Source organism: Ornithinicoccus hortensis, assembly GCF_006716185.1.
In the GTDB taxonomy this organism is placed as follows: domain Bacteria; phylum Actinomycetota; class Actinomycetes; order Actinomycetales; family Dermatophilaceae; genus Ornithinicoccus; species Ornithinicoccus hortensis.
Genome location: NZ_VFOP01000001.1, coordinates 756,389 through 781,862, shown reverse-complemented (window position 1 = coordinate 781,862; position 25,474 = coordinate 756,389). Strand labels below are relative to the sequence as shown.

At 70.6% G+C, this 25,474-nt stretch carries 27 protein-coding genes and 3 tRNA genes; 14 read left to right on the top strand and 16 right to left on the bottom strand.

What is annotated here, in order from left to right; translation table 11 throughout:
• The first annotated feature begins 40 nt into the window (after nt 1-40).
• On the top strand, nt 41-1,852 hold the full coding sequence (locus FB467_RS03580; protein WP_141783876.1) for a phosphoenolpyruvate carboxykinase (GTP): 1,812 nt from the start codon (nt 41-43) through the stop codon (nt 1,850-1,852).
• Nucleotides 1,853-1,911: 59 nt separating this feature from the next.
• The gene (locus FB467_RS03575; RefSeq protein ID WP_141783875.1) at nt 1,912-2,154 is read left to right on the top strand and encodes a hypothetical protein; all 243 of its coding nucleotides are present in this window, start codon (nt 1,912-1,914) and stop codon (nt 2,152-2,154) included.
• 83 nt (nt 2,155-2,237) lie between these two features.
• Here FB467_RS03575 and FB467_RS03570 read toward each other — a convergent pair.
• A tRNA-Ser gene (locus tag FB467_RS03570) sits at nt 2,238-2,328 on the bottom strand.
• A gap of 252 nt (nt 2,329-2,580) precedes the next feature.
• Between FB467_RS03570 and FB467_RS03565 the strand changes: the two genes are divergently transcribed.
• Nucleotides 2,581-4,236: an LCP family protein gene (locus FB467_RS03565; RefSeq protein WP_170230544.1), complete on the top strand. Its 1,656-nt coding sequence runs from the start codon at nt 2,581-2,583 to the stop codon at nt 4,234-4,236.
• A 78-nt stretch (nt 4,237-4,314) separates the two neighbouring features.
• On the opposite strand, the gene FB467_RS03560 is transcribed toward FB467_RS03565, so the two are convergent.
• On the bottom strand, nt 4,315-4,518 hold the full coding sequence (locus tag FB467_RS03560) for a cold-shock protein (RefSeq protein WP_141783873.1): 204 nt from the start codon (nt 4,516-4,518) through the stop codon (nt 4,315-4,317).
• Nucleotides 4,519-4,792: 274 nt separating this feature from the next.
• Between FB467_RS03560 and FB467_RS03555 the strand changes: the two genes are divergently transcribed.
• The 3 genes from FB467_RS03555 to FB467_RS03545 all read left to right on the top strand — a co-directional run bounded on the left by FB467_RS03555 (nt 4,793) and on the right by FB467_RS03545 (nt 6,193).
• Nucleotides 4,793-4,875 (top strand) — tRNA-Ser (locus tag FB467_RS03555).
• Between the two features lie 107 nt (nt 4,876-4,982).
• Entirely contained in the window at nt 4,983-5,330 is a 348-nt protein-coding gene (locus FB467_RS03550; protein ID WP_141783872.1) for a YtxH domain-containing protein, read from the top strand.
• A gap of 50 nt (nt 5,331-5,380) precedes the next feature.
• Nucleotides 5,381-6,193 carry a hypothetical protein gene (locus FB467_RS03545; protein WP_141783871.1) on the top strand — a complete coding sequence of 271 codons (813 nt, stop codon included), beginning with the start codon at nt 5,381-5,383 and terminating at the stop codon, nt 6,191-6,193.
• 5 nt (nt 6,194-6,198) lie between these two features.
• On the opposite strand, the gene epsC is transcribed toward FB467_RS03545, so the two are convergent.
• Nucleotides 6,199-6,804, bottom strand: coding sequence for a serine O-acetyltransferase EpsC (gene epsC / locus FB467_RS03540; RefSeq protein ID WP_141786452.1), 606 nt, complete (start codon nt 6,802-6,804; stop codon nt 6,199-6,201).
• 50 nt (nt 6,805-6,854) lie between these two features.
• Entirely contained in the window at nt 6,855-7,784 is a 930-nt protein-coding gene (gene cysK / locus FB467_RS03535) for a cysteine synthase A (protein WP_141783870.1), read from the bottom strand.
• A 136-nt stretch (nt 7,785-7,920) separates the two neighbouring features.
• Here cysK and FB467_RS03530 point away from each other — a divergent pair, with 136 nt between their 5' ends.
• Nucleotides 7,921-11,802 carry a (Fe-S)-binding protein gene (locus tag FB467_RS03530; protein WP_141783869.1) on the top strand — a complete coding sequence of 1,294 codons (3,882 nt, stop codon included), beginning with the start codon at nt 7,921-7,923 and terminating at the stop codon, nt 11,800-11,802.
• Between the two features lie 15 nt (nt 11,803-11,817).
• Here the strand turns inward: FB467_RS03530 and FB467_RS03525 are convergent, their stop codons facing one another.
• A complete protein-coding gene (locus tag FB467_RS03525) occupies nt 11,818-12,999 on the bottom strand; it encodes a winged helix DNA-binding domain-containing protein (protein WP_211350543.1) in 1,182 nt (393 codons plus the stop codon).
• Between the two features lie 55 nt (nt 13,000-13,054).
• Here FB467_RS03525 and FB467_RS03520 point away from each other — a divergent pair, with 55 nt between their 5' ends.
• Nucleotides 13,055-13,411: an MmcQ/YjbR family DNA-binding protein gene (locus tag FB467_RS03520; protein ID WP_141783868.1), complete on the top strand. Its 357-nt coding sequence runs from the start codon at nt 13,055-13,057 to the stop codon at nt 13,409-13,411.
• A gap of 32 nt (nt 13,412-13,443) precedes the next feature.
• Here the strand turns inward: FB467_RS03520 and FB467_RS03515 are convergent, their stop codons facing one another.
• From FB467_RS03515 to dcd, 5 genes are read right to left on the bottom strand one after another with little or no spacing between them, the layout of a single operon-like run.
• A complete protein-coding gene (locus FB467_RS03515) occupies nt 13,444-14,370 on the bottom strand; it encodes an ABC transporter substrate-binding protein (protein WP_141783867.1) in 927 nt (308 codons plus the stop codon).
• Nucleotides 14,371-14,395: 25 nt separating this feature from the next.
• Nucleotides 14,396-15,172 (bottom strand): ABC transporter permease, encoded by a 777-nt coding sequence (locus FB467_RS03510; RefSeq protein WP_228393283.1) that lies wholly within the window; start codon nt 15,170-15,172, stop codon nt 14,396-14,398.
• Nucleotides 15,169-15,810 (bottom strand): ABC transporter permease, encoded by a 642-nt coding sequence (locus tag FB467_RS03505; protein WP_141783865.1) that lies wholly within the window; start codon nt 15,808-15,810, stop codon nt 15,169-15,171. The genes FB467_RS03510 and FB467_RS03505 overlap by 4 nt, the downstream gene beginning before the upstream one ends.
• The gene (locus FB467_RS03500; protein ID WP_141783864.1) at nt 15,807-16,904 is read right to left on the bottom strand and encodes an ABC transporter ATP-binding protein; all 1,098 of its coding nucleotides are present in this window, start codon (nt 16,902-16,904) and stop codon (nt 15,807-15,809) included. Before FB467_RS03500 ends, FB467_RS03505 begins: the two co-directional genes overlap by 4 nt.
• Before the next feature lie 37 nt (nt 16,905-16,941).
• Nucleotides 16,942-17,517 carry a dCTP deaminase gene (dcd, locus tag FB467_RS03495; protein ID WP_141783863.1) on the bottom strand — a complete coding sequence of 192 codons (576 nt, stop codon included), beginning with the start codon at nt 17,515-17,517 and terminating at the stop codon, nt 16,942-16,944.
• A gap of 88 nt (nt 17,518-17,605) precedes the next feature.
• Here dcd and FB467_RS03490 point away from each other — a divergent pair.
• Nucleotides 17,606-17,679 (top strand) — tRNA-Gly (locus FB467_RS03490).
• Nucleotides 17,680-17,733: 54 nt separating this feature from the next.
• On the opposite strand, the gene FB467_RS03485 is transcribed toward FB467_RS03490, so the two are convergent.
• A complete protein-coding gene (locus FB467_RS03485) occupies nt 17,734-18,162 on the bottom strand; it encodes an Hsp20/alpha crystallin family protein (protein WP_425325846.1) in 429 nt (142 codons plus the stop codon).
• A gap of 111 nt (nt 18,163-18,273) precedes the next feature.
• Here FB467_RS03485 and FB467_RS03480 point away from each other — a divergent pair, with 111 nt between their 5' ends.
• Nucleotides 18,274-18,558: a MerR family transcriptional regulator gene (locus tag FB467_RS03480; protein WP_141783861.1), complete on the top strand. Its 285-nt coding sequence runs from the start codon at nt 18,274-18,276 to the stop codon at nt 18,556-18,558.
• Between the two features lie 69 nt (nt 18,559-18,627).
• Here the strand turns inward: FB467_RS03480 and cutA are convergent, their stop codons facing one another.
• From cutA to FB467_RS03465, 3 genes are all read right to left on the bottom strand, one after another.
• Nucleotides 18,628-18,960 (bottom strand): divalent-cation tolerance protein CutA, encoded by a 333-nt coding sequence (cutA, locus tag FB467_RS03475; RefSeq protein WP_211350542.1) that lies wholly within the window; start codon nt 18,958-18,960, stop codon nt 18,628-18,630.
• A 14-nt stretch (nt 18,961-18,974) separates the two neighbouring features.
• Nucleotides 18,975-20,324: an aspartate aminotransferase family protein gene (locus FB467_RS03470; RefSeq protein ID WP_141783860.1), complete on the bottom strand. Its 1,350-nt coding sequence runs from the start codon at nt 20,322-20,324 to the stop codon at nt 18,975-18,977.
• 68 nt (nt 20,325-20,392) lie between these two features.
• Nucleotides 20,393-21,157 carry a TetR/AcrR family transcriptional regulator C-terminal domain-containing protein gene (locus FB467_RS03465; RefSeq protein ID WP_141783859.1) on the bottom strand — a complete coding sequence of 255 codons (765 nt, stop codon included), beginning with the start codon at nt 21,155-21,157 and terminating at the stop codon, nt 20,393-20,395.
• Nucleotides 21,158-21,235: 78 nt separating this feature from the next.
• Here FB467_RS03465 and FB467_RS03460 point away from each other — a divergent pair, with 78 nt between their 5' ends.
• The 4 genes from FB467_RS03460 (at nt 21,236) to FB467_RS19245 (ending at nt 23,562) form a co-directional block, all read left to right on the top strand.
• Nucleotides 21,236-21,628: a VOC family protein gene (locus tag FB467_RS03460; protein WP_228393284.1), complete on the top strand. Its 393-nt coding sequence runs from the start codon at nt 21,236-21,238 to the stop codon at nt 21,626-21,628.
• Nucleotides 21,629-21,712: 84 nt separating this feature from the next.
• Nucleotides 21,713-22,084 carry a YciI family protein gene (locus FB467_RS03455; protein ID WP_141783857.1) on the top strand — a complete coding sequence of 124 codons (372 nt, stop codon included), beginning with the start codon at nt 21,713-21,715 and terminating at the stop codon, nt 22,082-22,084.
• A gap of 11 nt (nt 22,085-22,095) precedes the next feature.
• The gene (locus tag FB467_RS03450) at nt 22,096-23,394 is read left to right on the top strand and encodes an RNA polymerase sigma factor (protein ID WP_228393285.1); all 1,299 of its coding nucleotides are present in this window, start codon (nt 22,096-22,098) and stop codon (nt 23,392-23,394) included.
• Between the two features lie 42 nt (nt 23,395-23,436).
• Complete coding sequence (locus FB467_RS19245; protein ID WP_267128615.1) at nt 23,437-23,562, top strand: hypothetical protein; 126 nt, start codon at nt 23,437-23,439, stop codon at nt 23,560-23,562.
• Between the two features lie 13 nt (nt 23,563-23,575).
• On the opposite strand, the gene FB467_RS03445 is transcribed toward FB467_RS19245, so the two are convergent.
• Together FB467_RS03445 and purU are read right to left on the bottom strand one after the other, a co-directional pair.
• A complete protein-coding gene (locus FB467_RS03445; RefSeq protein ID WP_141783856.1) occupies nt 23,576-24,358 on the bottom strand; it encodes an SDR family NAD(P)-dependent oxidoreductase in 783 nt (260 codons plus the stop codon).
• A gap of 210 nt (nt 24,359-24,568) precedes the next feature.
• Nucleotides 24,569-25,453: a formyltetrahydrofolate deformylase gene (gene purU, locus FB467_RS03440; protein WP_141783855.1), complete on the bottom strand. Its 885-nt coding sequence runs from the start codon at nt 25,451-25,453 to the stop codon at nt 24,569-24,571.
• Nucleotides 25,454-25,474: the final 21 nt, after the last annotated feature.

The window sequence follows — 25,474 nt, the reverse complement described above, 5'->3', positions numbered from 1 at the left end:
CGACGACCTGGCAACGGCGCCAGAAGGGACTGACACGGTCATGGACAGCACCGCCCACGGGGGCACCACGCACACCGAGCTCGACGCCTGGGTCAGGGAGGTTGCCGCGCTGACCCGCCCGGACCGGGTCGTCTGGGTGACCGGATCCGACGAGGAGTCCGGCCAGATCAACGAGACCCTGGTCGCGTCGGGCACCTTCACCCGGCTCGACGACGCCACCAAGCCCAACTCCTTCCACGCCGCGTCGGACCCCGAGGACGTCGCCCGGGTCGAGGACCGCACCTACATCTGCTCGGTGCGCGAGGAGGACGCCGGCCACACCAACAACTGGATGGCGCCGGAGGAGATGAAGGCGACCCTCACCCCGCTGTTCGACGGCGCGATGGCCGGCCGCACGATGTACGTCATCCCGTTCGTCATGGGACACCTGGACGCCGAGCAGCCGATGTTCGGCATCGAGATCACCGACAGCGCCTATGTCGTCGCTTCGATGCGCATCATGGCCCGCATCGGGGACCCGGTGTTGGCCCGGATGGAGGAGTTGCAGGCCGATTACGTCAAGGGACTGCACTCGGTGGGCGCGCCGTTGGCCGAGGGCGCACAGGACGTGGCCTGGCCCTGCAACACCACCAAGTACATCGTGCACTTCCCGGAGGAGCGGGCCATCTGGTCCTACGGCTCCGGCTACGGCGGCAACGCCCTCCTCGGCAAGAAGTGCTACGCGCTGCGCATCGCCTCGGCGATCGCCCGGGACGAGGGCTGGATGGCCGAGCACATGCTCATCCTCAAGCTCACCTCCCCGCAGGGCGAGGTCCACTACGTGGCGGCCGCCTTCCCGTCGGCGTGCGGCAAGACCAACCTGGCGATGCTGCAGACGACCCTCGAGGGCTGGACGGCGGAGACCGTCGGTGACGACATCGCCTGGATGCGGTTCGGCGAGGACGGCCGGTTGTATGCCGTGAACCCGGAGTTCGGCCTGTTCGGGGTCGCCCCGGGCACCGGGTGGGGCACCAACCCGACGGCCATGCACACCGTGGAGCAGGGCAACTCGATCTTCACCAACGTCGCCCGCACCCCCGACGGCGACGTCTGGTGGGAGGGGATGACCGACGAGGCGCCCGCGCAGCTCACCGACTGGTTGGGCAACGACTGGACACCGGACAGCGGCCGGCCGGCCGCCCACCCGAACAGCCGGTTCTGCACCCCGATTGAGCAGGTCCCGACCTTGGCTCCGGAGTATGCCGACCCACGCGGGGTGCCGATCTCGGCGATCCTGTTCGGCGGCCGGCGCAAGACGACCGTGCCGCTGGTGACGCAGGCGCGGGACTGGCAGCAGGGCACCTTCCTGGGCGCCACCCTGTCCTCGGAGACCACGGCCGCCGCCACCGGTGCGGTCGGCGTGGTGCGCCGCGACCCGATGGCGATGCTGCCGTTCATCGGCTACAACGCCGGGGACTACCTGGGGCACTGGCTCACCCTCGGCAAGCAGCACGACGAGTCGAAGATGCCGCAGATCTTCCTGGTGAACTGGTTCCGCCGGGACGCCGATGGTGGTTTCCTGTGGCCCGGGTTCGGCGAGAACACCCGCGTGCTCAAGTGGGTCATCGACCGCATCGAGGGTCGGGTCAGCGCAACCGAGACCCCGATCGGCTTCCAACCGGACCCGGCCGACATCGACACCACCGGCCTGGACATGGACGAGGAGCAGGTGGCGGCCGCGCTGGCCTTCGACGCCGAGGAGTGGCGGGCCGAGGTGCCGATGATCCAGGAGTGGTTCGCCAAGTTCGGCGACTCGCTCCCGGCCCAGCTCAGCGACGAGCTGGACACGCTGAGTCAGCGCCTCGACGCCTGATCTGGTTGGCTGGACCGGGGCCCGCCCCGGTCCCGTCCGACGCACGACAGGAGATCCCGATGGAACCGCGACCCCAGGACCCAGGGACCGGCGCCCACCCGTTGCCCGCCGACGAGCCGGTCCCTCCCGGCAGCGACGCCGCCCGGGTGGCGGAGACCGTCGACGAGATGGACCAACGGATCCGGGAGGGCGGTTCGGAGGATGCCCAGGTCGCCGACCGGGCAGCCGACGAGGCGGTCTCCGGCTCCGACCCGGACGAGGACCCCACCGACGACGGCGCGGACAGCGACACCCCCGCGTGAGGTCAGATCTCGGCCTGGGAACCACAGAACCCTCGCACCCGTTGGGTACGAGGGTTCTGTCCTGCTCTGACGCAGTGTCGCGGCGGAGGCGGAGGGATTTGAACCCTCGATGGGGTTGTAGCCCCAAACCCGCTTAGCAGGCGGGCGCCATAGACCAGACTAGGCGACGCCTCCACGCCCCCCGGGTCGTTGACAGCCAAGGAACGGCTGCCAGGGTACCCGCGGGATGTGGACTTGACCAAAACGGTCGGGTTCCCCCGCAGCGTCATAGTGAGAGAAGATGACGACCGACCTCCCGAAAGGTGCTCCATGTCCTTCCTGCCCCCCCGCGGCGGAGAGCCACCCCGCGATCCCGGTGCCGCCGGCGAGCCCGGCGAACCGTCGCAAACCGGCGAACCGTCGCAACCCGGCGAGACTCCGGACCCGGTGGAGCAACAGGAGGCAGGAGAGGCCGACGACGCCGGGGACGCACCGGCCTTCACCTACCGCGCCGGCCGGGTGGCCGACGGCACGCCCCGGTCCCGGGCCGAGGCCCGCCGGATGGTCCGCGAGGACGACGGCTCGCTGGGGCGCTCGCTGGGGCTCACCGCCCTGGGCACGGTCGTCCCCGGCGCCGGGCTGAGCCTGACCCGTCGCCGCACCCTCGGGCTGGCACTGCTCACCGTCGCCGTCATCGGCCTGATCGCCGTCGTCTGGTATGTCGTCAACCGGGGAGCCCTGGAGTCGGCCCTCGACCTGGCCACCCGCCCGCGACTGCTGCGGATGCTCGCGATCGGCCTCGTGGTCGGCGGCCTGGTGTGGATGGGGTCGATCGTGCTCACCGCCCTGACCACCCGCCCCAGCTCGCCGAGCACCGGCCAGCGGGTCGGCCTGAGCGTCTTCACCGCGGTGATGTGCCTGGTGATCGCGGCGCCGGTGGCGATGGGGCTGCGCTACATCGATGCGCACACCGACGCGGTCGACAAGATCTTCACCGGGCCGTCCACCGCCGGGGGCGGCAGCTCGACCGACGACTCCGGGGGCGAGGGGCCCCGCCTCGAGGCCGATGACCCCTGGGCGCACACCAGCCACGTGAACGTCCTGCTCCTGGGATCCGACGCCGGGGACAACCGCGAGGGGGTCCGCACCGACTCGATGATCATCGCCAGCATTGACACCGAGACCGGTGACACCGTGCTCTTCGGCATCCCCCGCAACCTCCAGCAGGTGCCCATCCCCGAGGACAGCCCGCTGCACAATGCCTGGCCGGACGGCTACAACTGCGGCAACGAGTGCCTGATGAACGGCATCTGGACCGAGGCCGAGGTGCAGGCCGACATGCACCCCGAGTGGTTCGAGGGCGACGACAACCCCGGGCTCACCGCGACCCGTGAGGTCCTCTCCGAGGTGATCGGCCAGCCGATCAATTACACGGTCATCATCAATCTCGACGGGTTCAAGGACCTCATCGACGCGATGGGCGGGGTCGAGATCAACGTCCAGGAGCGGATCCCGCTGGGCGGGCAGACCTGGACCGACGCCGCCGGCAACTCGCACCTGATCGAGGGCACCGAGAACGGCTGGTTGGAGGTCGGACCGAAGAAGCTGAACGGCTACCAGGCGCTCTGGTACAGCCGCTCCCGGATCACCAGCGACGACTTCTCCCGGATGCGCCGCCAGCGGTGCGTCGTCGCGGCGGTCGTGCAGCAGGTGAACCCGATGACGATGCTCCAGCGGTACCCGCAGATCGCCTCGGTCGCCGGTGAGAACATCTCGGTGAGCATCGCCCCGGACGACCTGCCGGCGTGGGCCGAGCTGGTGCTGCGGGTGCAGCAGGGCGAGATCAAGAGCCTGCCGTTCACCAACGAGAACCTCGACACCGCCGACCCGGACTACGCCGAGATCCGGGCCATCGTGGACGAGGCCATCAACCCGCCCGAGCCGACCCCCACGACCCCGGCCGACGCGGGCGCCTCCGAGGACGCCACCGGCGCGGAGACCACGACGGAGGAGTCGACCACGCAGGCCCCCACCGACGACGGGTCGATGGAGACGACCGAGGAGCCGAAGGACGAGCTGACCGAGGTCGGCGCCGTCTGCTGAGGCACCGCAGACAACCGAGAACCCCCCGAGCCGGTCGGCTCGGGGGGTTCTTGGTTGTGTCGTTGGTGAGGTTGAACCTCAGACGGGACGAACGGCGTCAGCCTGCGGCCCCTTGGGGCTCTGGGTGACCTCGAACTCGACCCGCTGGGCCTCCTCGAGCGTCTTGTAGCCGTTGGTCTCGATGGCCGAGTAGTGGACGAACACGTCCGGACCGCCACCGTCCTGAGCGATGAAGCCGAAGCCCTTCTCAGCGTTGAACCACTTCACGGTTCCCTGTGCCATGGGAATCTCTTTCTGCTGTGCGTGTGCGAACCCCCACAGGTCGTGGAGGAACCGGCCGTTAGATGAAACCCCCCACGGACCGGGACATGCCCGACTCTGTGCTGTGCAAGACCGTTACGAGAACGGCTTCATGCTGATCACTGCGAGGAACTGCAACTTCAACCTCAGACAACGGTAGCAGGACCCGTGTCGTTTCGGCGCATCTCGCCGGGTTTCGGTGCATCGGCTCCGGATGGGATGATGGCGGCTGCGGCCCGGTGGCGCACCGGGACCGGGAGGGTTCGCATAGTGGCCGAGTGCAGGCGCCTTGAAAGCGCCCGACGGAAACGTCCGTGGGTTCGAATCCCACACCCTCCGCCGAACGGTCTGTGCTCCTCGCCTGCCCTCCCTTCCCGTCTCGTGTGCGCTCGCGGTGACCGGCCGGTAGTGTCCGAAGCAAGAGGACCCAGCGAAAGGAGACGCACATGAAGAAGATCCTGCTGCTCGTCGGGGTGGGCATCGGCTACATCCTCGGCGCCAAGGCCGGTCGTGAGCGCTATGACCAGATCGCCGGGAAGGCCAACGAGGTCTGGGGCAACCCGAAGGTCCAGGAGAAGGTCGAGGAGGTCAAGGCGCAGGCTCCGGAGGTGGCCCAGAAGGTCGGCGATGTCGCCAAGGACGCCGCCTCCCAGGCCAAGTCCAAGGTGACTGGTCACGAGGCGACCGGAGTGGACGGCTCCTACGAGAACGCCACCGGCGCGGTGGACGGCTCCACTGGTGACACCGTGGTGGACACGACCGGATTCGGTCCCGGCGGCGACAAGCTTCCTTGATAACGGAGGGGCGCTCCCTCCTTCAGCGGTCGACCGGCGAAGGGTGGCAGTTGTCGCCCCGCCGGTCGTCGGTGACCCGGGTGGTGGGCGCACTCGTCGGCGGCGCCATCGCCGCCGCGGGGGGCGTTTCACTCGGCGCGGGTGGGCTCCTGCCCGGCCTCCTGCTGGTCGCCGGGGGGCTCGCGCTGGGGTGGGTCACGTGGTCGCTCAACACGCCGGGACGGCGTATCCCGCCACGGATCACGCAGACGGGGGCGGGCGACCACGGACTGTTCGTCCCCACCCAGCCGAACAGTCCGCTGCAGGTCATCGCGTTCGCCGTGCTCGGCTTGCTGTTCCTGGCTGGAGCGGGGGTGTTGCTGTATGCCGTGCTGACGGATTCGCGGTGGCTCAGCCTGGTCGGGGTCGTGGTCTGCCTGGCGTTCGGGGTCGTGTTCCTGGTCGGCGCCTGGGCCGCGCTGCGGTCCCGGGCCGCCGGCCCGCCGGGGATCGTGATCGGGACGCAGGCCGTCGAGCTGCGCAACCGCCGTGAGGCAGTGGCAGTGCCGTGGGATGACATCACCGCCGTGCGTGCGCACTGGTCGGGTGGCGCGAGGCGCGGATCGATGAATTCGGTGGAGAACTGGCTCACCCTCGAACTGACGCATCCGCCCGCGGGCACCGGGACCACACCCCGCCGCAAGGACGCCCTGGCTGCCGTCTCAGGAACTCCGTACCCCACGGTGGCCGTCCGCGAGCTGGCGGTGGACCCGGAGCGTCTGCTCGAGGCGCTCCGGTTCTATCTGGCCAACCCGTCCGCACGGGTGGAGTTGGCGGGGCAGGCTGCGGTGTCTCGTGTCGCAGACGGAACGGTCGAGCAGTAGGCGGATCAGATCCAGAGGGCGGGGTCGGCAAACAACTGGTCGGCCGTCGGCTCGCTCTCCGGGATGCGCACGACGGCTGGCACCCCCACGGCGGTCGCACCGTCGGGAACGTCGCGCACGACGACGGCGTTGGCGCCGATCTGGGCCCCGGCACCGACGGTCACCGGGCCGATCAACCGGGCGCCGGCGCCGAGCGTGACACCGCTTTCGATGGTCGGGTGCCGCTTGACCGGCTGCATGGACCGGCCACCGAGGGTGACGCCGTGATACATCATCACGTCGTCCCCCACCTCGGCCGTCTCCCCGATGACTACGCCCATGCCGTGGTCGATGAAGACGCGGCGGCCGATGGTGGCTCCGGGGTGGATCTCCACCCCGGTGACTGTCCGGGCCACGTGGGAGAGCAACCTGGCCGGCAGCTTGGCCCGGCCACCCCGGCGCCACATCGCGTGGGCGATCCGGTGGCTCCACAGCGCGTGCAGCCCAGGGGAGGCCAGCGCCATCTCCAGCCGGCTGTCGGTGGCGGGGTCGCGCTCCACCGCGGCGTCGAGGTCCTCGACCACCCTGCCCCAGGCACCCCGGAGCATCGCCGCGGGCCGGACGGACGGCATACCGTCCGCCCGGTCCCGGTCCCGGTCGCGTCCCGGCACCTGCCGCAACATCAGTCCGTCAGGCCCTCGAAGAGCACCGTCGACAGGTAGCGCTCGCCGAAGTCCGGCACGATGACCACGATGGTCTTCCCGGCCGCCTCGGGGCGCGCGGCGATCTGCAGCGCGGCCCAGACGTTGGCACCGGCGGAGATACCGGCCAGGATCCCCTCCTTGGTGGCCAGGTCCCGGGAGACCCGCACCGCGTCGTCCAGGGCGACGTCGACGACCTCGTTGTAGATCTCGGTGTCCAGGATCTCGGGCACGAAGTTGGCACCCAGCCCCTGGATCTTGTGCGGACCGGGCGCGCCGCCCGACAGGATCGGGGAGTCGATCGGCTCGACGGCCACGACCTGCACGTCGGGCTTCTGCTCGCGCAGGTAGCGCCCGGCGCCGGTGATCGTGCCGCCGGTCCCGATGCCGGCCACGAAGATGTCGACACCGCCGTCGGTGTCCGCCCAGATCTCCGGACCCGTCGTGGCCTGGTGGATCGCGACGTTGGCCTGGTTGGCGAACTGGCGGGCCCGCACGGCGCCCTCCGCCTCGGCGATCTCCTCGGCCTTGGCGACGGCTCCCTTCATCCCGTCCGCGCCCGGCGTGAGCACCAGCTCGGCACCGTAGGCGCGCAGCAGCGCGCGACGCTCCAGGCTCATCGTCTCCGGCATCGCGAGCACCACCCGGTACCCGCGTGCCGCGCCGACCATGGCCAGGGCGATCCCCGTGTTGCCGGAGGTGCCCTCCACGATGGTGCCGCCGGGCTGCAGTTCCCCGGACTCGACCGCCGCGTCGATGATCGAGGCGCCGATCCGGTCCTTCACCGAGGCCGCCGGGTTCTGCGACTCCAGCTTGACGACCACGGTGGCGTCGAGCCCCTCGGTCAGCCGGTTGAGACGGACGAGGGGGGTATTGCCGATGACCTGCGTGATGTCGTCGTGAACGGCCACAGATTTGCCTTTCGGTCGGTTCCGGCCGGATGCCGGGGGGTCTGACGTGTTATACGAGTTCTAATCACACGTTATTCCGTGGGGGTGAGATCACGCCACCCGACCCCTGAAAGGCCCGGTCCGTAGACTGCCCCACATGTCTCCGGTGCAGATCATCGCCCTCATCCTGGGCCTGGGCGTCACGCTGGTCGCGGTCTTCCTGTTCGTGCGGACCATCGCCGGTTTCGTCGCGAAGTTCCGGGTCGGGCAACCGGCCGTGGGGCGGACCGACGACCCGCTGGCCCGGACCGTCACGTTGGCCCGGGAGTTCCTGGGGCACACCCGGATGGCGCGCAAACCGGCCGTGGCCGCGGCCCACTGGTTCGTGATGCTGGGGTTCCTCCTGCTCACCACGACCCTCGCCACGGCATACGGGCAGTTGTTCGACCCCCACTTCGCCCTGCCGCTCATCGGCCACTGGCCGCCCTACATTTGGCTGGCCGAGCTGTTCGGCTGGGGCACCCTCGTCGGCATCGTGCTGCTCATCGTGGTCCGCCAGCGCAAGCACCCGCGCTCGTTGGACCGCAAGAGCCGGTTCTGGGGGTCCACCTTCTGGCAGGCGTATGTCGTGGAGTTCGTCATCCTCGGCGTGGGCATCTGCATCGTGCTGCTGCGCGGCCTGGAGTCGGCGCTCGGCAAGGCCACCGGGGCCGAGTGGGCGGACGCGGTCCACTTCCCCACGACCGGCTGGGTCGGGAGCTTCTTCGAGGGCATGCCAGTCGGGGCGCTGGAGACGACGATCATCGTCATCGCGCTGGTCAAGATCCTGATCTCGATGGGCTGGATGATCACCATCGCGGTCACGCCCACCATGGGTGTGGCCTGGCACCGTTTCCTGGCGTTCTTCAACATCTGGTTCAAGCGGCACGCGGAGGGACGCACCTCGCTGGGCGAGCTGCAGCCGATCGTCGTCGCCGGCAAGGAGTTGAGCTTCGAGGACGTCGAGGACCTCGATGAGGACGTGTCCCTCGGGGTCGGCAAGGTCGAGGACTTCACCTGGAAAGGGCTGCTCGACTTCTCCACCTGCACCGAGTGCGGCCGCTGCCAGGAGCAGTGCCCGGCCTGGAACACCGAGAAGCCGCTGTCGCCCAAGATGTTGATGATGGGGCTGCGCAACCACCACCACGCCAAGGCCCCCTGGCTGCTGGCGACGCAGGAGGAGCGGGACGCGGCAGCGGGCTCGGGCCAGGGCATCCCGGCCGCGGCACTGCTGGAGGCCGAGCGCCCGCTGGTCGGCGCCACCGAGGGTGACCCGACGGTGCCCAGCGGCGGGGCCGTGGTCGACCCGGACGTGCTGTGGTCCTGCACCACCTGCGGCGCGTGCGTGGAACAGTGCCCGGTCGACATCGAGCACGTGGACGCGATCGTGGACATGCGCCGCTACCAGACGCTGATCGAGTCGGCCTTCCCCAGCGAGCTGGGCGGACTGTTCAAGAACCTGGAGAACAAGCAGAACCCGTGGGGTATGTCGGCCCGCGCCCGGCTCGAGTGGGCCAAGGGCCTGCCCTTCGAGGTCAAGGTTGCCGGGCAGGACGTCGAGGACCTGGACTCGGTCGACTACCTCTTCTGGGTCGGCTGTGCGGGCGCCTACGAGGACCGGGCGAAGAAGACCACCCGGGCCGTGGCCGAGTTGCTGGACACCGCCGGCGTCTCGTTCGCGGTGCTGGGTGACGGCGAGAGCTGCACCGGTGACCCCGCGCGGCGGGCCGGCAACGAGTTCCTGTTCCAGATGCTGGCCCAGCAGAACGTGGAGACGCTCAACGAGGTCGGTGCCACCAAGATCGTGGTCACCTGCGCCCACTGCTTCAACACGATCAAGAACGAGTACCCGCAGCTCGGCGGCAAGTACGAGGTCGTGCACCACACCCAGCTGCTGAACCGGTTGGTCCGGGAGAAGAAGCTGACGCCCGTCGCCCGACCGGAGACCGCCGACACGACCGGCGTCGCCTCCACCGCGTCCACCGTGACCTACCACGACCCGTGCTACCTGGGCAGGCACAACGGTGTCTACGCCCCGCCCCGCGAACTCCTCGGTGCCCTCCCCGGCGTCGAGCTGCGGGAGATGCCCCGCAGCGGTGAGAAGTCGTTCTGCTGCGGCGCCGGCGGCGCCAGGATGTGGATGGAGGAGAAGCTGGGGTCCCGGATCAACCTGAACCGGACCGACGAGGCCCTTGCCACCGGCGCGGACCGGATCGCCATCGGCTGTCCGTTCTGCCGGGTGATGCTCTCCGACGGACTCACCCAGAAGCAGTCCGAGGGGGCGCGCGAGGAGGTCGAGGTCGTCGACGTCGCCCAAATGCTGCTGGCGGCCGTGCGCCGCGGTCAGGATGTCGACGCCGCGACCACCGACAAGCAGGCTGACGTCACGACCGATGCTGCCCCGGAGCCGGCGGCGAAGACCGCCGACGACGCGACCGCCCCTTCTGCCACGGCAGCGGCCGGAGCGGGTGCGGCGACTGCGGGGGCAGCAGCCGCTGCTACTGCGGGTGAGACCGAGGAGGCGGACCAGTCCCCGCAGGACCTGGGGGACTCCTGGCTCTCCTCCGGGCCCACCAGCGAGCCGGCGTCCGAAGCCGAGCCCGAGGACGCGCAGTCCCTGGGCGATTCGTGGCTCACCGGCACCCCTGACCAGGCAAGTCCTCAAAACGAGGACACCGCTGAGGCCGCCACCGAGCCGACCGAGGCCACGCCGGCCGCTGAGCCCCAAGAGGACGTGCAGTCCCTGGGCGACTCCTGGCTCACCAGCACCCCTGACCAGGCAAGTCCTCAAAACGAGGACACCACTGACACCGCCACCGAGCCGACCGAGACCACGCCGACAGCTGAGCCCCAAGAGGACGTGCAGTCCCTGGGCGACTCCTGGCTCACCAGCACCCCTGACCAGGCAAGTCCTCAAAACGAGGACACCACTGACACCGCCACCGAGCCGACCGAGACCACGCCGACAGCTGAGCCCCAAGAGGACGTGCAGTCCCTGGGCGACTCCTGGCTCACCAGCACCCCTGACCAGGCAAGTCCTCAAAACGAGGACACCACCGACACCGCCACCGAGCCGACCGAGGCAACGCCGGACGAGCAGACCGAAACGCCGGCTGCCCCAGCCGACGACGACGTCCAGTCCCTCGGCGACTCCTGGCTCACTAGCACCCCTGACCAGGCACGTCCTCAAGACGAGGACACAACTGACACCGCCACCGAGGAGTCCGACTCGACGCCGGCGGCCCCAGCCGACGACGTCCAATCCCTCGGCGACTCCTGGCTCACCAGCACCCCTGACCAGGCACGTCCCCAAAACGAGGACACCGCTGATCAGACGCGTCCTCGAGACGAGGACACGGACACCGCCACTGACAAGGGCGAAGCAGCACCGGACGAAGTGGCCGAGCAGCACGAGCAGGTCGACGGCGTCACCGAGGAGACGGACGCGGCACCGGCCGCCGCCCAGCCCGCGGATGACGAGGACCTCCAATCCCTCGGCGACTCCTGGCTCACCGACACCCCCGAACAGGCAAGTCCTCACAACGAGGACACGACCGACACCCCTGACCAAGCACGTCCCCGAAACGAGGACACGACCGACACCACGCCGGAAGAGCAGGCAGACGCTGCCACCAAACAGACGGACGCGGCACCCCCCGCCGCCCAGCCCGCAGACGACGACCTCGAGTCCCTCGGCGACTCCTGGCTCGGCGCAGGTACGACCGCTGCGCCTAGTGAGTCGACCGCCGAGGCCCAGACTGATGACGAACCGGCGGGCGAACCCGAGGACGACGTGCCCCAGGCCGAAGCCGCCGTGGAGCACGACGACTCGGCCACGGCCACCGAGGAAGCGTCAGCTCCCTCAGAGCAGCCAGCGCCCGAACCCGTCGACGGGAACGACGACACGGACACAGCCAAGGACGAGGGCCAGGCAGACAGCGATGCCAGCGGCGACAGCGACGATGCCCTCAAGGCCCTCGGGGACTCCTGGTTGAGCTGACACCGTCGCTCGCCGTCAGGCGTGCGGGCCAGTCGTCACCTCGCCGAGGACGAGGTCCGGTTGCAGGTCCTGCAGCACCCCGAGGTGCGCCACTGCCGACTCCAGTTCCGCACGGCGTGAGCGGGGCAGCGGGTCGAGCATCTCGACGGTGATCCTCACCCGTCGCCCGGCCTTGCGTTGGTGCCACACACCGGCGACCTCACCGTCGAGCAGGACCACCGGGAAGTTGCCCGCCTGTCCCCCGGCGAGGGCACGCTCGGAGGCCCGCCCGGGGAAGAAGCGCTCACGTGGGTAGGCCGCGATGGCCAGCGCGTCGAAGTAGGGCAGCAACAGGACGCCGAGTGGTGGCTCCACCGCGAAGTCGACGTCGTCGCGGGCCAACCACGCAGGTATGCCGTCGAAGTCGACCTGAGCGATCCGGCCCTGGGCGGCCAACGCCTCGAAGGTCCGGTTCGCCCAGCCGATGGGTGCGGCGTGCCACTTCGCGTAGGCGGCGGGGGTGGAGGGCCCGTAGGCGCGTAGATAGCGATCCAGCAACACTGCGACGGCGTCCTCCGGCTCCACGGCCTCGAAGGCAGGCGGGGCCGCAAAGGTGACCGCTCGCCCGCGGTTGGGTCCGAAGGAGAGCAGGCCGCGACGGGCCGCGACCGCCTGGACCAGGCGCCACCGGGGCCACATCGTCTGGAAGGCGGGCATCACCGGCTCCCCCGCCCAGGCTCCGGCCCGCGCCACGACGCCCTCGTGCAGTTCGTCCAGCGTCAGGGGCTCCGTCTCCTCGGAGACTGCCGCCCCGATCGCCGCACAGAGCCTGTCGACCTCCTCCGGTGAGGGCTCGAGGTCACCCCTGCCCGGCCACCGGGCGGACGGCATACTCCCGAAGACCCCGACCCAGAGCGCCAGGTCATCCGCGGCAACGGTGTGGATGGTCCCCCGCAGCCCCGCGGCGCGGATCAGCTCTCCCCCGGCGAGCGCGGAACGCACGTCGGCGCACCTCCCCGACGACAGGCGCAGGGCGATGGAGACCTCGGCTGCGCTCGCGACCTGTGCCTGCGCTGCCAGCATCTGGTGGACCGCCCCGGCCGGCGAGGTCGTCCGGTGGAACTGCCGGGAGAGCCGCCGGGCGTTGGCCTCGGGCCAGGACACGCGCAGCATGGCGTCATCCAACCCCATCCAGGAGGGCCCGGTCACGATCGGCATCGGACGCCCCGCTGCGAACGCTGCTTGACTGGAACCATGGACGGTCGGATCCGCAATGGCTGACGTGGAGGACATCCGCTCGGTGGCCCTGACGCTCGAGCGCGCCTATGAGGTGTTCGTGCGCGACCGCCGCAAGTTCCGGGTGGGGTCCCTGGTCTTCGTCGCCTTCTCCCGCGACGAGGAGGTCATCGAGTTCGCGTTCCCGAAGGAGGAGCGGGACGGCTTGATCGCCAGCGACCCCGACACCTTCATGCTGCCCGCGGCCAGCGACCTGAGGTTCAACTGGGTCCGGGCCCGGATGGACCGCCTCGAGCCGGCCGAGGCCCGCGAGTTCGTCGTCGAGGCCTGGCGGATGTGCGTCCCGCAGAAGGTCAGCCGGGCCTGGGACGCCGCCCATCCGGACGGCGTCTGAGCCCCGTGCCCCCAGGTCGGGTCGCCGACCGGTCAGAGGTGCTCGTCGACGAAGGCGCGGGCCACGGTGGCGGGGTCCTGGCCGTCGGTGACGACCTCGGACATCATCCCCGACAGCTCCTCGGTGCTCAGCGCCGCCGAGACGTCGTTGAGGGCCGTCTCGATCTCGGGGGTCAACGCGTCCTCGGTGATGAGCGGCACGACGTTCTGGGCCGCGAAGAGCGACTCGGGGTCCTCCAGGACCACCAGGCCGTTCTCGGCGATGGCGGGATCGGTCGTGAAGATATTGGCCGCGTCGACCTGACCATTGAGCAGCGACTGCACCGTCAGGTTGCTCCCGGCGGCCAGCGGACGGAACGAGGCGAACTCCAGCCCGTAGACCTCGCTCAGGCCCGGCACCCCGTAGGGCCGCTCGGCGAACTCCGGCGGCCCGCCGAGCACCAGGTTGGGCGCCTCGGGCGCCAGGTCACCGATGGCGGTGAGCGAGTACTCCTCCGCCGTCTCGCTGGTCACCACGATCGAGTCCTTGTCCTCGGCCGACGACGGCTCGAGGACGGTCAGCCCGTCGGGCAGCGCGTCCTGCAGCTCCCCGTAGACCGCGTCGGACTCGGTGGCCTCGGCGTCCGGGTTGAAGTAGACGGCCAGGGCGCCGGTGTACTCCGGGATGAGGTCGATAGAGCCGTCCTCCAACCCCGCGATGTAGGTCTCCCGGTTGCCGATGTTCAGGGTCTTGGTGACCTCGACACCCGCGTCCTCGAGCGCCGCGGCATAGATCTCGGCCAGCAGCACGTTGCCGGGGAAGTTCGCCGACCCGATGGCCACGCCCTCCCCACCGGCGGCGCCGGATCCCGCGTCGCCGTCGGCCTGTTCGTTGTCCAGCGGGTCGCCCGACCCGCCGCACGCGGTCAGCGCGAGGGCGGCCAGGAGGATCCCGGCGGGAACGACGGTCTTGCGAATCATCTGGTCCTCCTGGACGCGTGCGGGGTCATGCGGATGCGACGTTCTCGGCCGGCTCGTCCACCGTGCCAGAGCCGACGCTACGCGGATCGGCTGACAGTCGCCTCCTGATTCGACGGGGACCACGGTCCGCCTTCAGGCCCGGGGACACCGCCAGGCGCTGGATGCCGGCCAGCAGCAGGTCCACGAGCAGGGCGAGCGCGGCCACCGCCAGGGCACCGCCGGCCATCCGGTCGTACTGCTGGAGCGCCTGCCCGTCGAACAGGAAGCGGCCCAGTCCCCCGAGGCCGACCACGGCCGCGATCGTGGCCGTGGCGATGATCTGCATCATCGCCGAGCGGATCCCGGAGAGGGCCAGCGGCAGCGCGCACGGGACCTCCACCTGCCACAGCACCTGCCCGCCGGTCATCCCCATCCCCCGGGCCGCATCCCTGGCGGCCGGGTCCACCTGGGCGATCCCGGCATACACCCCCGAGAGGATCGGCGGGATCGCGAGGAGGACCAGGACGATGAGGGTCGGCAGTTCGTATGCTGCCTCGCCGGACAGCCGGGGCAGCAACAGCAGGACCGCGATGAACAGGATGCCCAGGGACGGGATCGCCCGGAACGCGCCCACGATGTTGACCGCCACCACCCGACCCCGGCCGGTGTGGCCGACATACAGGCCCAGCGGCACGGCGATCAGTCCCGCCAGCAGGAGCGCGGTGAACGACAGGCGCAGGTGGGTCAGCGTCTGCGCGGGGATCCCGCCCGGCCCGGTCCAGTTCGCCGGGTCGGTCAGCCAGTCCAGGACCGAGGTGATCACGCGCGGGCCACCGCCAGCCATGGGGTCAGCAGGCGGGTCACGCCCAGGATGAGGAGGTCGAACAGCACGGCCAGCAGCACGCAGGCCAGCACCCCCACGACGATCGGCTCCATCGCGTTGCGGTTGAACCCGTCGGTGAACAGCGAGCCCAGCTGGGCGACCCCTACCAGCGCGGCGACGGACACCATGGAGACGTTGCTGACCGCGGCGACCCGCAACCCGGCCGAGATCACCGGGACCGCGAGCGGCAGCTCGACCGCCACGACGCGCCGGGCGGGTGAGTAGCCCATCGCGGTCGCGGCCTGGGTGACCTCGTGCGGGACCGATCCCAGACCGTCCGCGACGGTGCGGGTGACCAGGGCGATCGTGTAGACCGTCATCGCCACGACGACGTTGATCGGGTCCAGGATCCGGGTGCCCAGGACGCCGGGCAGCACGATGAACAGGGCCAGGCTGGGGATCGTGTAGAGCAGCCCCGTCCCGGCGATCAGCGGGGTGTAAAGCCAGCGGCGCTGCAGCGCCAGCCACCCCAGCGGGAGGGACACCAACAGCCCGATGAGCAGCGGGATGCCGGCCAGGTAGGTGTGCTGGAGGGTCAGCTCCAGGATGCGGTCCAGCTCGACACCGAGCACTCTCACGGGGTGGGCCGCCCCGTGCGCTGGATGACGCTGACGACCTCGTCGGCGCGGACCGTGCCGGCGAGTCGGCCCTCGTGGACGACCACGCCGCGCCCGCTCGGGGACGACAGCGCCGCGTCGAGCAGGGTCCGCAGGGACCCACCCCGGTCCGCCAGCGTCCCCCCGAGCTGCAGGTCGGCGCGCCCGACCGGGCCCCCCTCGAGGGTGGGCAGGTGCACCCAGCCCTGGGGGTGGTCCTCGCCGTCCACCACCAACCGCCACGGGTCGGCACCGTCCGCGGTCCCGGGGCCCGGGGCGTCGGCGCCCAACCGGATCGGCTCCTCGTGGTGCAGCGGCACCTCCTCGGACACGAAGCTCAGCGCCCGGTATCCGCGGTCCCGCCCCACGAAGTCCGCGACGAAGTCGTCCGCCGGGTGGGCGAGCAACTCGTCGGGTGCGCTGAACTGCGCCAACCGGCCGCCGACCCGGAGCACCGCGACCCGATGACCCAGCTTGATGGCCTCGTCGATGTCGTGGGTCACCAGCACGATGGTCAGCCCCAGCTCCTGCTGCAGCCGGGCGAACTCGTCCTGCAGGCTCTCCCGGACGACTGGGTCCACGGCGCTGAACGGCTCGTCCATGAGCATCACGTCAGGGTCGCCGGCGAGCGCCCGGGCCACGCCGACCCGTTGCTGCTGCCCGCCGGAGAGCTGGCTCGGGTAGCGCCGGGCGTAGTCGCCGGGCAGGCCGACGAGCTCGAGCACCTCCATCGCCCGGTCCCGGGCGGCGGCCCTGGAGCGGCCGCGCAGCCGGGGCACGGTCATCACGTTGGAGAGCACCGTGCGGTGCGGGAAGAGGCCGGCGTGCTGGATCACGTAGCCGATGCCGCGTCGCAACTGTGCTGCAGGGAGGTCAGCCGTGTCGTCCCCGTCGATCAGGATGCGCCCGGAGGTGGGCTCGATCATCCGGTTGATCATCCGCAGCGACGTCGTCTTGCCGCAGCCGCTGGGCCCGACCAGGACGGTGATCTTGCCGGTGGGGGCTTCCAGCGTCAGGTCGTCGACGGCGACCGTCCCATCGGCGTAGCGCTTGGTCACGCCCTCGAGACGGATCATTCACCGACTGTATAGCCCTGGGCGGGCGGTGGCCCGTTCAGACGTCAGTGCGGTGGAAGTTCTGGAACGAGCGGCTGGCCGTCGGGCCCCGCTGCCCCTGGTAGTGCGACCCCTTGGCCTGCGAGCCATAGGGGTGCTCGCTGGGGCTGGAGAGCTGGAAGAAGCAGAGCTGGCCGATCTTCATGCCGGGGTGCAGCACGATCGGCAGGGTGGCCACGTTCGACAGCTCGAGGGTGACGTGCCCGGTGAAGCCCGGGTCGACGAACCCGGCGGTCGCGTGGGTCAGCAGGCCGAGGCGTCCGAGCGAGGACTTGCCCTCCACCCGGGCGGCCACGTCGTCCGGGAGGGTGATCTCCTCGAAGGTGGACCCGAGCACGAACTCACCGGGGTGCAGCACGAAGCTCTCCCCAGGGTCGACCTCGACCAGCCTGGTCAGCTCCGGCTGGTCCTGCGCCGGGTCGATGACGGGGTACTTGTGGTTGTCGAACAACCGGAAGTAGCGGTCCAGCCGGACGTCGACGCTGGAGGGCTGCACCATCGTGGGGTCCCACGGGTCCAGGCGCACGCGCCCGCCGTCGATCTGGGCGTGGATGTCGCGGTCGGAGAGGAGCACCGCCACAGACTAACCGGCGGACTGCGCCCTCCGCGACGTGCCGGTTCGGTCCGCGGCGCGGTGTCGGTTACACTGGCGCGGAAATCCTGCGGGCGTAGTTCAATGGTAGAACATCAGCTTCCCAAGCTGAATACGCGAGTTCGATTCTCGTCGCCCGCTCCACAACGACCGATGGCCGCCCCACACGGGGCGGCCATCGGCATGTCGACGGACGTGTCAGGCCTCGATCGCGGTCTGCTCGCGATCGCTGGCGACACCGGCGATCTCGATCTTGCGCGGCTTGGCCTTCTCCGCCACGGGGATCTGCAGCCTCAGCACCCCGGCGTCATAGTGCGCCTCGATCCGCTCGAGGTCGAGGTTGTCGCCCAGCACGAGCTGGCGGCTGAACACCCCGCGGGGACGCTCGCTGGCCAGCATCTGCCAGTCCCCGTTGCGGACGACGCGTTCGGCCTTCACGGTGAGCACGTTGCGCTCGATGTCCAGGTCGATGCTCTCCTTGGCCACTCCGGGCAGGTCGAACTCGACCACGAACGTGTCGCCCTCCCGCCAGGCGTCCATCGGCATGGCGGCCGGACGGTTGGTGGTCCCGAAGACCTGCTGGGCGATCCGGTCGAAGTCCCGGAACGGGTCGGTAGTGCGCAGCAACATCATGGTGTCCTCCTCTGACAGTTCGTGGATGATGCCTCCGCTAGGCATAACCTGTATCACCCAGTATATATTTCCGATGGCCTATGATCTACCCCAGGAGGCGGAAGAATGGGCAGCACGAACAAGGGCGTGTACGCCATCTCGGTGGCAGCGCGACTGGTCTCCATGCAGGTGCAGAACCTGCGGGTCTACGAGCGGCGTGGCCTGCTCGAGCCGGACCGCACGGCGGGTGGCACCCGGCTGTACAGCGTCGCCGACATCGAGCGGCTGCACCGCATCCGGGACCTGCTTGCCGAGGGCCTCAACCTGGCCGGCATCGCACGGGTACTCTCCCTGGAAGATGAGGTCCGCCGGCTGCGCAGGGAGAATCAGCGCCTACGCACGCGTCGTTGAGCCCGCGGACCCCGACCGCGACACACCCAGAACGACCCGCCGGAAACGCCGGGTGATGGGGTCAGCAGGTCAGCCCGGTGGCCCGACTGCCTCCCGCAGCCACTCGGCATACGGCTGCAGTGCCCGCTCGACCGGCACAGCCAGCACCTCGGGCACGTCGTAGGGATGCAGCTGGCCCACGGCGGCGCAGAGGTCGTCGAAGGCGGCGGTCGTGGTCTTGGCGAGCAGCAACCATTCCCGAGCCCGCTCGGCTGCGCCCTCCCAAACGTAGACGGACGTCATCGGCCCGAGGACCTGCACGCAGGCCGCCAGCCGGCGTTCGACCAGCGCAGCGGCGAGCTGCTCGCCGGTGGCCTGGTCGGGCACGCTGATCCGCACCTCGAGCATCGCCTCGCCCGCCACCTGCCAGCCCCCGTTCAGAGCGCCGCGGACAGGGCCTCATCGAGGGCGGCGATGCCCTCGCGGGCCTCCTCGGCCGTCATCACACATGGCGGCACCAGGTGGAGCCGGTTGCTCACCGGGGACGGCCACATCCCCCGCTCCTTGCAGGCCTGGACCACGGCCGCCACCTTCTCCGCGCCCAGCGGCTCCCGGGTCTGCCGGTCGGCGACCAGCTCGACCGCCCAGAACACCCCGAGTCCGCGCACCTCACCGATGGCGGCGTGCTTGTCGGCCAGCTCGGCGAGCGCCGGGCCGATGACGTCGCTGCCGAGCTGCTCGGCGTTGTCCACGATGCCCTCGTCCTCCATGATCGTGATCGCGGCGGCCGCCGAGGCGGTGGCCAGCGCGTGACCGGAGTAGGTGAGGCCACCGACATACGGCGTCTCCTCGAAGGAGGCCCCGACCTCGTCGGAGATCACCACGCCACCGAGCGGCACGTAGCCGGAGTTGACGCCCTTGGCGAAGGTGATCAGGTCGGGCCGGACCCCCCACCGGGAGAAGGCGAACCACTTGCCGGTGCGGCCGAAGCCGGCCATCACCTCGTCGGCGATGAACATGATGCCGAACTCGTCGCACAGCGCCCGGACGCCCTCCAGGTAACCGGGCGGCGGGACCAGGATGCCGTTGGTGCCGACGACCGGCTCCAGGATGATCGCGGCGACGTTCTGCGGGTTCTCCGCCAGCACGGTCTGCCGCAGGTGGGCCAGCGCCCGCTCGGACTCCTCCTCCGGGGTGGTCGCGTGGAAGGTCGAGCGGTAGAGGTACGGGCCCCAGAAGTGCACGATGCCGGGCAGCCCCGGCTCGGTGCCCCACCGGCGCGCCTCACCGGTGAGCGAGAGCGCCCCGCTGGTGGCGCCGTGGTAGCTGCGGTAGGAGGCGAGCACCTTGTGCCGGCCGGTGTGCGCCCGGGCCATCCGGATCGCGTTCTCGACCGCCTCGGCGCCACCGTTGGTGAAGAAGACCTTGCGCATCCGCTCCGGCGCCCGCTCGCTGATCAGGCGGGCGGCCTCGGCGCGGCCCTCGTTGGCGAAGTTCGGCCCGACCGTCATCAGCCGACCGGCCGCCTCCTGCACCGCCGCCACGAGTCGCGGGTGCTGGTAGCCGATGTTCACGTTGACCAATTGCGAGGTGAAGTCGAGGTAGCTGTTGCCCTCGTAGTCCCAGAACCGCGCCCCCAGGCCCCCGGCGAGGGGCAGCGGATCGACCTTCGCCTGGGCCGACCACGACACGAAGACGTGCTCTCGACTCAACTCCCGGATCGCCGCTGCCTTGGCGGGGTCGGCGGGGGTGGTGCTCTGCGGCTGGGTCTGGGTCGTGGTGGACATGATCTGAGTATGCCGTGCCCCACCGCTGCGCGGCAGGGGGGTTCGGCCGGGGAGGGGGCGCCGGCGCCTCACCGGTCGATCAGCGCCGCCAGTCCGTCCAGGATCCTGGCCAGGCCGAACTCCCAGGCCGCGTCGGGGGCATAGGCGCTGCCGAGCGCCTCCCCCGCGGCCGTCCCGATCCGGGCCGCCAGGGGGTAGTCGTCCGGGTCGACCAGCTCGGCCAGCAACGGCCCGTTGGCGGCCCACCACTCCTGGTCGCTGACCCCCGAGGCCGCTGCCGCACGACGCAGGTCGTGCTCGCTGCGCACCTGCTGCTGGACGAACCCCAGCACCAGCGACAGCGCCGCGTCGACCTGCACGTCGGCCAGCCCGCTGCCGGCCAGGGCCGCGAGCTCGTGCTCGTACTTCGCCGTCTGGCCGGGCCCCAGCGAGGGGCGGCTCAGCACGGCGAGCTCGGTCGCCCAGGGGTGGTCGCGCAACAGCTGCCGGTTGCGCTCGGCCACCTCGACGACCCGGGACCGCCAGCCGGGACTCCGGTACGGCGGTCGGGGCAGCTCGGCATACAGCGCGTCCAGCATGAGCAGCAGCAACTCCTCCTTGCCGGGGACGTGCGTATAGACCGACATGGTCGAGATCCCGAGCTCCTGGGCGACCGACCGCACGCTCAGCCCGTCCAGTCCGCCGTGGTCGGCCAGCGCGATCGCCGCGGTGACCACGTCGTCCACCGAGTGCTTGGGACGGGGACCGCGGCGACCCACGGCCGGGAGGTGGTGGCGCCAGAGCAACCGCAGCACGCGGTCGTCGGCGGCGTTCGCGGGGGGCGCGGGACTCATGGAAGAAGACCCTACCGAAAACTCCTTACGCTGTACGTCATACGGTGTACAATGTTTCGCATGGCTCTTACTCAATCCGTGATTTCCATCAACGTGTCCGACGTCCGCGCATCCTCGGAGTGGGCACAACGCCACCTCGGCTTCACCGAGGCCATGGCGGCCGAGGGGTTCGCCTCGTTGACCCACCCGGAGGCGGGCTTCCACATCGCCCTGCTCGCCGTCGGCCTGGAGACCTTCAAGCCGGCCTCGGCCGCGGGCCAGGTCGACGGGCTGCTGATCGCCTTCGAGGTGGACGACATGGAGCAGCGCTACGCGCGCCTGCAGGACGAGGGGGTCACGGTCGTCACGCCGCTGGAGGTCGAGCCGTGGGGCGAGCGCTACTTCCAGGTCGCCGACCCGAGCGGCGTGATCTACCAGTTCGTGGACTGGGTCGAGGCGCCGCCAGCGGACGCGATCTCACAACAGGTCTGATGGACTGTTGATCGGCGGCCGCCCCGATCGTCTACCGGGTGAGCCGCGCCGAGCGGTGATTCGGAATCTGACAAGGAGGCGACCATGCGTTACACCCTGCTGCTGCACAGCCGTGAGCCCGCCCCCGGCGAGATCGATCCCGAGGCGCTGTCCGCGATGCAAGAGGCCTTCGGGGCATTCGGACAGGCCCTGGAGTCTGCCGGCGTCCTGGTGGCAGCGGAGGTCCTGCAGTCCCGGGAGGCCAGCACGACGGTCACCCTCCGGGAGGGCAGCCTGCAAGTCCAGGACGGACCGTTCGCCGAGACCAAAGAGGGCCTGGCGGGCGTCTTCGTGCTGGACGTGCGGGACCTGGATGCCGCCCTGGCCTGGGCCGAGAAGTGCCCCGGCGCCAGCTACGGAGTCGTGGAGGTTCGCCCGGTCGCGACCTCCTACATCGACGGCGCCTGGACGACCTGACCAGGCGCCCGGTGGAGCCCACGACCGATCCGCTGCCCGGGTCGTCGCCGACCGCGACGGCCCGGGCTGCGGCTGCCGAGGAGGCGCGCGACAGCTATGGACGGCTGCTCGCCTATCTCGCGAGCAGCACGGGCGACATCGCCGCCGCCGAGGACGCCCTGGCTGACGCCTTCGAGCGGGCCCTGACCAGGTGGCCGGAGGATGGCGTCCCGAGCAGCCCCCAGGGCTGGCTGCTCACCGTCGCGCGGAACCGGCTGCGGGATCATTGGAAGTCGGCGGCCGCCCGCACCGGCGTGCCGCTGGAGACGGACCGGCACGCGAGGGCAACCGCGGACGGGCTGCCCGACGAGGTGGACCCGGACGCGGTCGGCGACCGCCGCCTGGAGCTGATGCTGGTCTGTGCACACCCGGCGATCGATCCGGCCGTGCGCACGCCGCTCATGCTCAATACCGTGCTCGGCTTCACCGCTGCCCAGGTCGCGGTCGCCTTCGCGCTACCCCCGGCGACCTTGGCGGCCCGGCTGGTCCGGGCCAAACGCAGGATCAAGGAGACGCGGATCCCGTTCGTCGTCCCCGATCGCTCGGCGCTGCCCGAGCGGATGGGTCACCTGCTCGAGGCGGTCTACGGCTGCTACGTCATCGACTGGCCGATCGGCGGCCCCGAGCCGACCGCGATGGCTGCGGAGGCACGGCACCTGGCCGAGATCCTCGCGGACCTGGCGCCGGACCACGAGACCCACGGGCTCGCCGCCCTCATCAACCTGGCCGCGGCACGGGGGCCGGCCCGGCTCGACGACCAGGGCCGCTTCGTCCCGCTGTCGGAGCAGGACACCACCCGGTGGGACCGGGACCTCATCGCCCGAGGGCACCGACACCTGCGCGCCGCGCAGGCGGCCGGCGGTGTGGGCAGGTTCTCCCTCGAGGCCGCCGCCCAGGCGCTGCACTGCGACCGGGCCCGGACGGGGGCCACGGACTGGGCCGCGCTGCTCGGGGTGCACCGCGCGCTGCACCGTCTCGCACCCACCCTCGGCAGCGCCGTCGCGCTGGCCACCGTCACCGCCGAGACCGACGGCCCGGCAGCCGCCCTGAGCATGCTCGACGAACTGGCCGAACGACCGGACGTCGGCGCACAGGTCGCGCGCTTCCAGCCCGCCTGGGCCGCCCGCGGCCACCTGATGGACCAGCTGGGGCGCCCCGCCGAGGCGGCGTCGGCATACGAGAAGGCCATCTCGTTGACCACCGCCCCTGCCGAGCGTGCCCACCTGGTGTCGCGGCTCGCCCGGTGCGCGGGGTCGCGCGACATTCGCTAGCAGATCGGGCCGCGCGAGGGAACCCTCCGGCACACTCACGGGATGGCCGAGGACGGCGAGGCGTTCTCCTGCCGTGGCGGCTACCACGACGCGCCGCACCCGACCTGGACCGCCGTGTGTCCCGACTCACCGGTCGAGTCGGTGGCGTTCGTCTACGACGTCCCCTGAGCCCTGGAAAAGCTCAGCCGAACGGCGGGGTGAACCGTCCGTCGATCGCGGTCCAGCCGCCGTCCACGACGAGCTGGCTCCCGGTGACGAACGTCGAGGCGTCACTGGCCAGGTAGACTACGGCGCCGACCATCTCTTCCGGGCGGGCCCAGCGGCCGAGCGCGCTCTTGGAGGCGTAGGCATGGTTCCACTGCTCGTCGCTGCGGATCTGCTGGGTCAGCGGCGTCTCCACGACACCGGGCGCGACCGCGTTGACCCGCACTCCATTGGGACCGAGCTCGGCCGCGAGGGTGCGCAGCATCTGCACCACTCCGGCCTTCGTCGCGGCGTAGACGCCCTGCCCCGGCTCCACGGTCAGCGCCCGCAGTGAGCTGAACGCGATGATCGAGCCACGCCCCTGCTCGGCCATGCCGGGCCCGAACGCCCGCAGCGCGTGGAACGTCCCGCGCAGGTTGAGGTCGACCACGCGGTCGTACTCCTCGGCGGTGTAGTCCAGCAGCTGCTTGCGCACGTTCATCGCGGCGGTCACCACGAGCACTTCGACCGGCCCCAGCTGCGCCGCGAGCTCGCTGAGCGCCGCCTCGTCCAGGATGTCGATCTCGTATGCCGCGTGCTCGCCCTCGTGCTCGGCCGCGGCCCGCTGGGTGGCCGAGTCGGCGGTGGGCAGGCTCTTGTCCAGGCTGCTGACCCGGGCACCGTGCGCGGCCAGCCCGGCCACCACCTCGGCCCCGATGCCACCCGCCCCGATGACGACGGCGTGCCGGCCCGCGAGGGAGAACATGTCTGCGTAGCTCATCCGTGAATTCCTCCGTGTGGTGTCACCCCGGAGTATCCCAGTCGGCATCCGCCCCTCCGGCAGCGGCCCGGGCCACCCGTCCCGCGCCGACTGCACGCGTCGTTGCCACCCCAGCGCGCAGAACCGCGCATAACTGGTCCACTCGGCGCCCTTGGTGACACCGCGGCCCGACCCGCAGGCGGTTCCGGGGGACGGGAGGGCGCCGCGACGTCAGTCGAAGACGATGGTCCGTCGGCCACGCAGCACGACACGGTGCTCGGCGTGCCAGCGGACGGCGCGGGACAGCGCCATCGCCTCCAGCTCCTGGCCGACCCGGGCCAGCTCGCCCGGGCTCATCCGGTGGTCGACCCGCCGGAAGTCCTGCTCGATGATCGGCCCCTCGTCCAGGTCCGAGGTGACGTAGTGGGCGGTGGCGCCGATCACCTTGACGCCCCGGTCGTGCGCCTGGGCGTAGGGCCGGGCGCCCTTGAAGCTGGGCAGCAGCGAGTGGTGGATGTTGATGATCCGTCCCGGGTAGTCCGCGCACAGCTCCTCGGACAGGATCTGCATGTAGCGCGCGAGCACGACCGTGTCGACCTCGTGCTCGGCGATCACCTCGCGCAGCCGTGCTTCCCCCTGGGCCCGGGTGTCCTTGGTCACCGGCACGTGGTGGAACGGGATGCCGTGCCACTCCGAGAGCGCCCGGAAGTCCTCGTGGTTGGAGACGACCGCGGCGACGTCGATCGGCAGCAGCCCCGAGCGGGTGCGGAACAGCAGGTCGTTGAGGCAGTGCCCCTGCTTGCTCACCATGACCAGGACGCGGTGCCGGTCGGCCAGGTCGTGGGCGCGCCACTGCATACCGAACTCGCGGACCACCGGCTCCAGCTGGGACTCCAGCGCGGCGAGGTCGAGCGGGTCTCCCTCCTTGACCAGGTGCATCCGCAGGTGGAACTCCCCCGAGGTGGAGTCGCCGAACTGCTGGCTGTCGGCGATGGTGAGCTGCTGCTCCAACATCGCCCCCGACACCGCGTGGACCACGCCGCGCCGGTCCGGGCAGGACACGGTCAGCACGAACTCCCGACCGGCCGCGCGCCCGGTCACCTCTTGCTCAGTCACGAAGCGGGAGTCTACGTCCAG

Coding starts and splice junctions, on each gene's coding strand:
- FB467_RS03580 (WP_141783876.1), top strand. CDS start 41: ATGGACAGCACCGCCCACGGGGGCACCACGCACACCGAGCTCGACGCC.
- FB467_RS03575 (WP_141783875.1), top strand. CDS start 1,912: ATGGAACCGCGACCCCAGGACCCAGGGACCGGCGCCCACCCGTTGCCC.
- FB467_RS03560 (WP_141783873.1), bottom strand. CDS start 4,518: ATGGCACAGGGAACCGTGAAGTGGTTCAACGCTGAGAAGGGCTTCGGC.
- FB467_RS03550 (WP_141783872.1), top strand. CDS start 4,983: ATGAAGAAGATCCTGCTGCTCGTCGGGGTGGGCATCGGCTACATCCTC.
- epsC (WP_141786452.1), bottom strand. CDS start 6,804: ATGCCGTCCGTCCGGCCCGCGGCGATGCTCCGGGGTGCCTGGGGCAGG.
- FB467_RS03530 (WP_141783869.1), top strand. CDS start 7,921: ATGTCTCCGGTGCAGATCATCGCCCTCATCCTGGGCCTGGGCGTCACG.
- FB467_RS03525 (WP_211350543.1), bottom strand. CDS start 12,999: ATGCCGATCGTGACCGGGCCCTCCTGGATGGGGTTGGATGACGCCATG.
- FB467_RS03520 (WP_141783868.1), top strand. CDS start 13,055: ATGGCTGACGTGGAGGACATCCGCTCGGTGGCCCTGACGCTCGAGCGC.
- FB467_RS03515 (WP_141783867.1), bottom strand. CDS start 14,370: ATGATTCGCAAGACCGTCGTTCCCGCCGGGATCCTCCTGGCCGCCCTC.
- FB467_RS03500 (WP_141783864.1), bottom strand. CDS start 16,904: ATGATCCGTCTCGAGGGCGTGACCAAGCGCTACGCCGATGGGACGGTC.
- FB467_RS03480 (WP_141783861.1), top strand. CDS start 18,274: ATGGGCAGCACGAACAAGGGCGTGTACGCCATCTCGGTGGCAGCGCGA.
- FB467_RS03470 (WP_141783860.1), bottom strand. CDS start 20,324: ATGTCCACCACGACCCAGACCCAGCCGCAGAGCACCACCCCCGCCGAC.
- FB467_RS03465 (WP_141783859.1), bottom strand. CDS start 21,157: ATGAGTCCCGCGCCCCCCGCGAACGCCGCCGACGACCGCGTGCTGCGG.
- FB467_RS03455 (WP_141783857.1), top strand. CDS start 21,713: ATGCGTTACACCCTGCTGCTGCACAGCCGTGAGCCCGCCCCCGGCGAG.
- FB467_RS19245 (WP_267128615.1), top strand. CDS start 23,437: ATGGCCGAGGACGGCGAGGCGTTCTCCTGCCGTGGCGGCTACCACGAC.
- FB467_RS03445 (WP_141783856.1), bottom strand. CDS start 24,358: ATGAGCTACGCAGACATGTTCTCCCTCGCGGGCCGGCACGCCGTCGTC.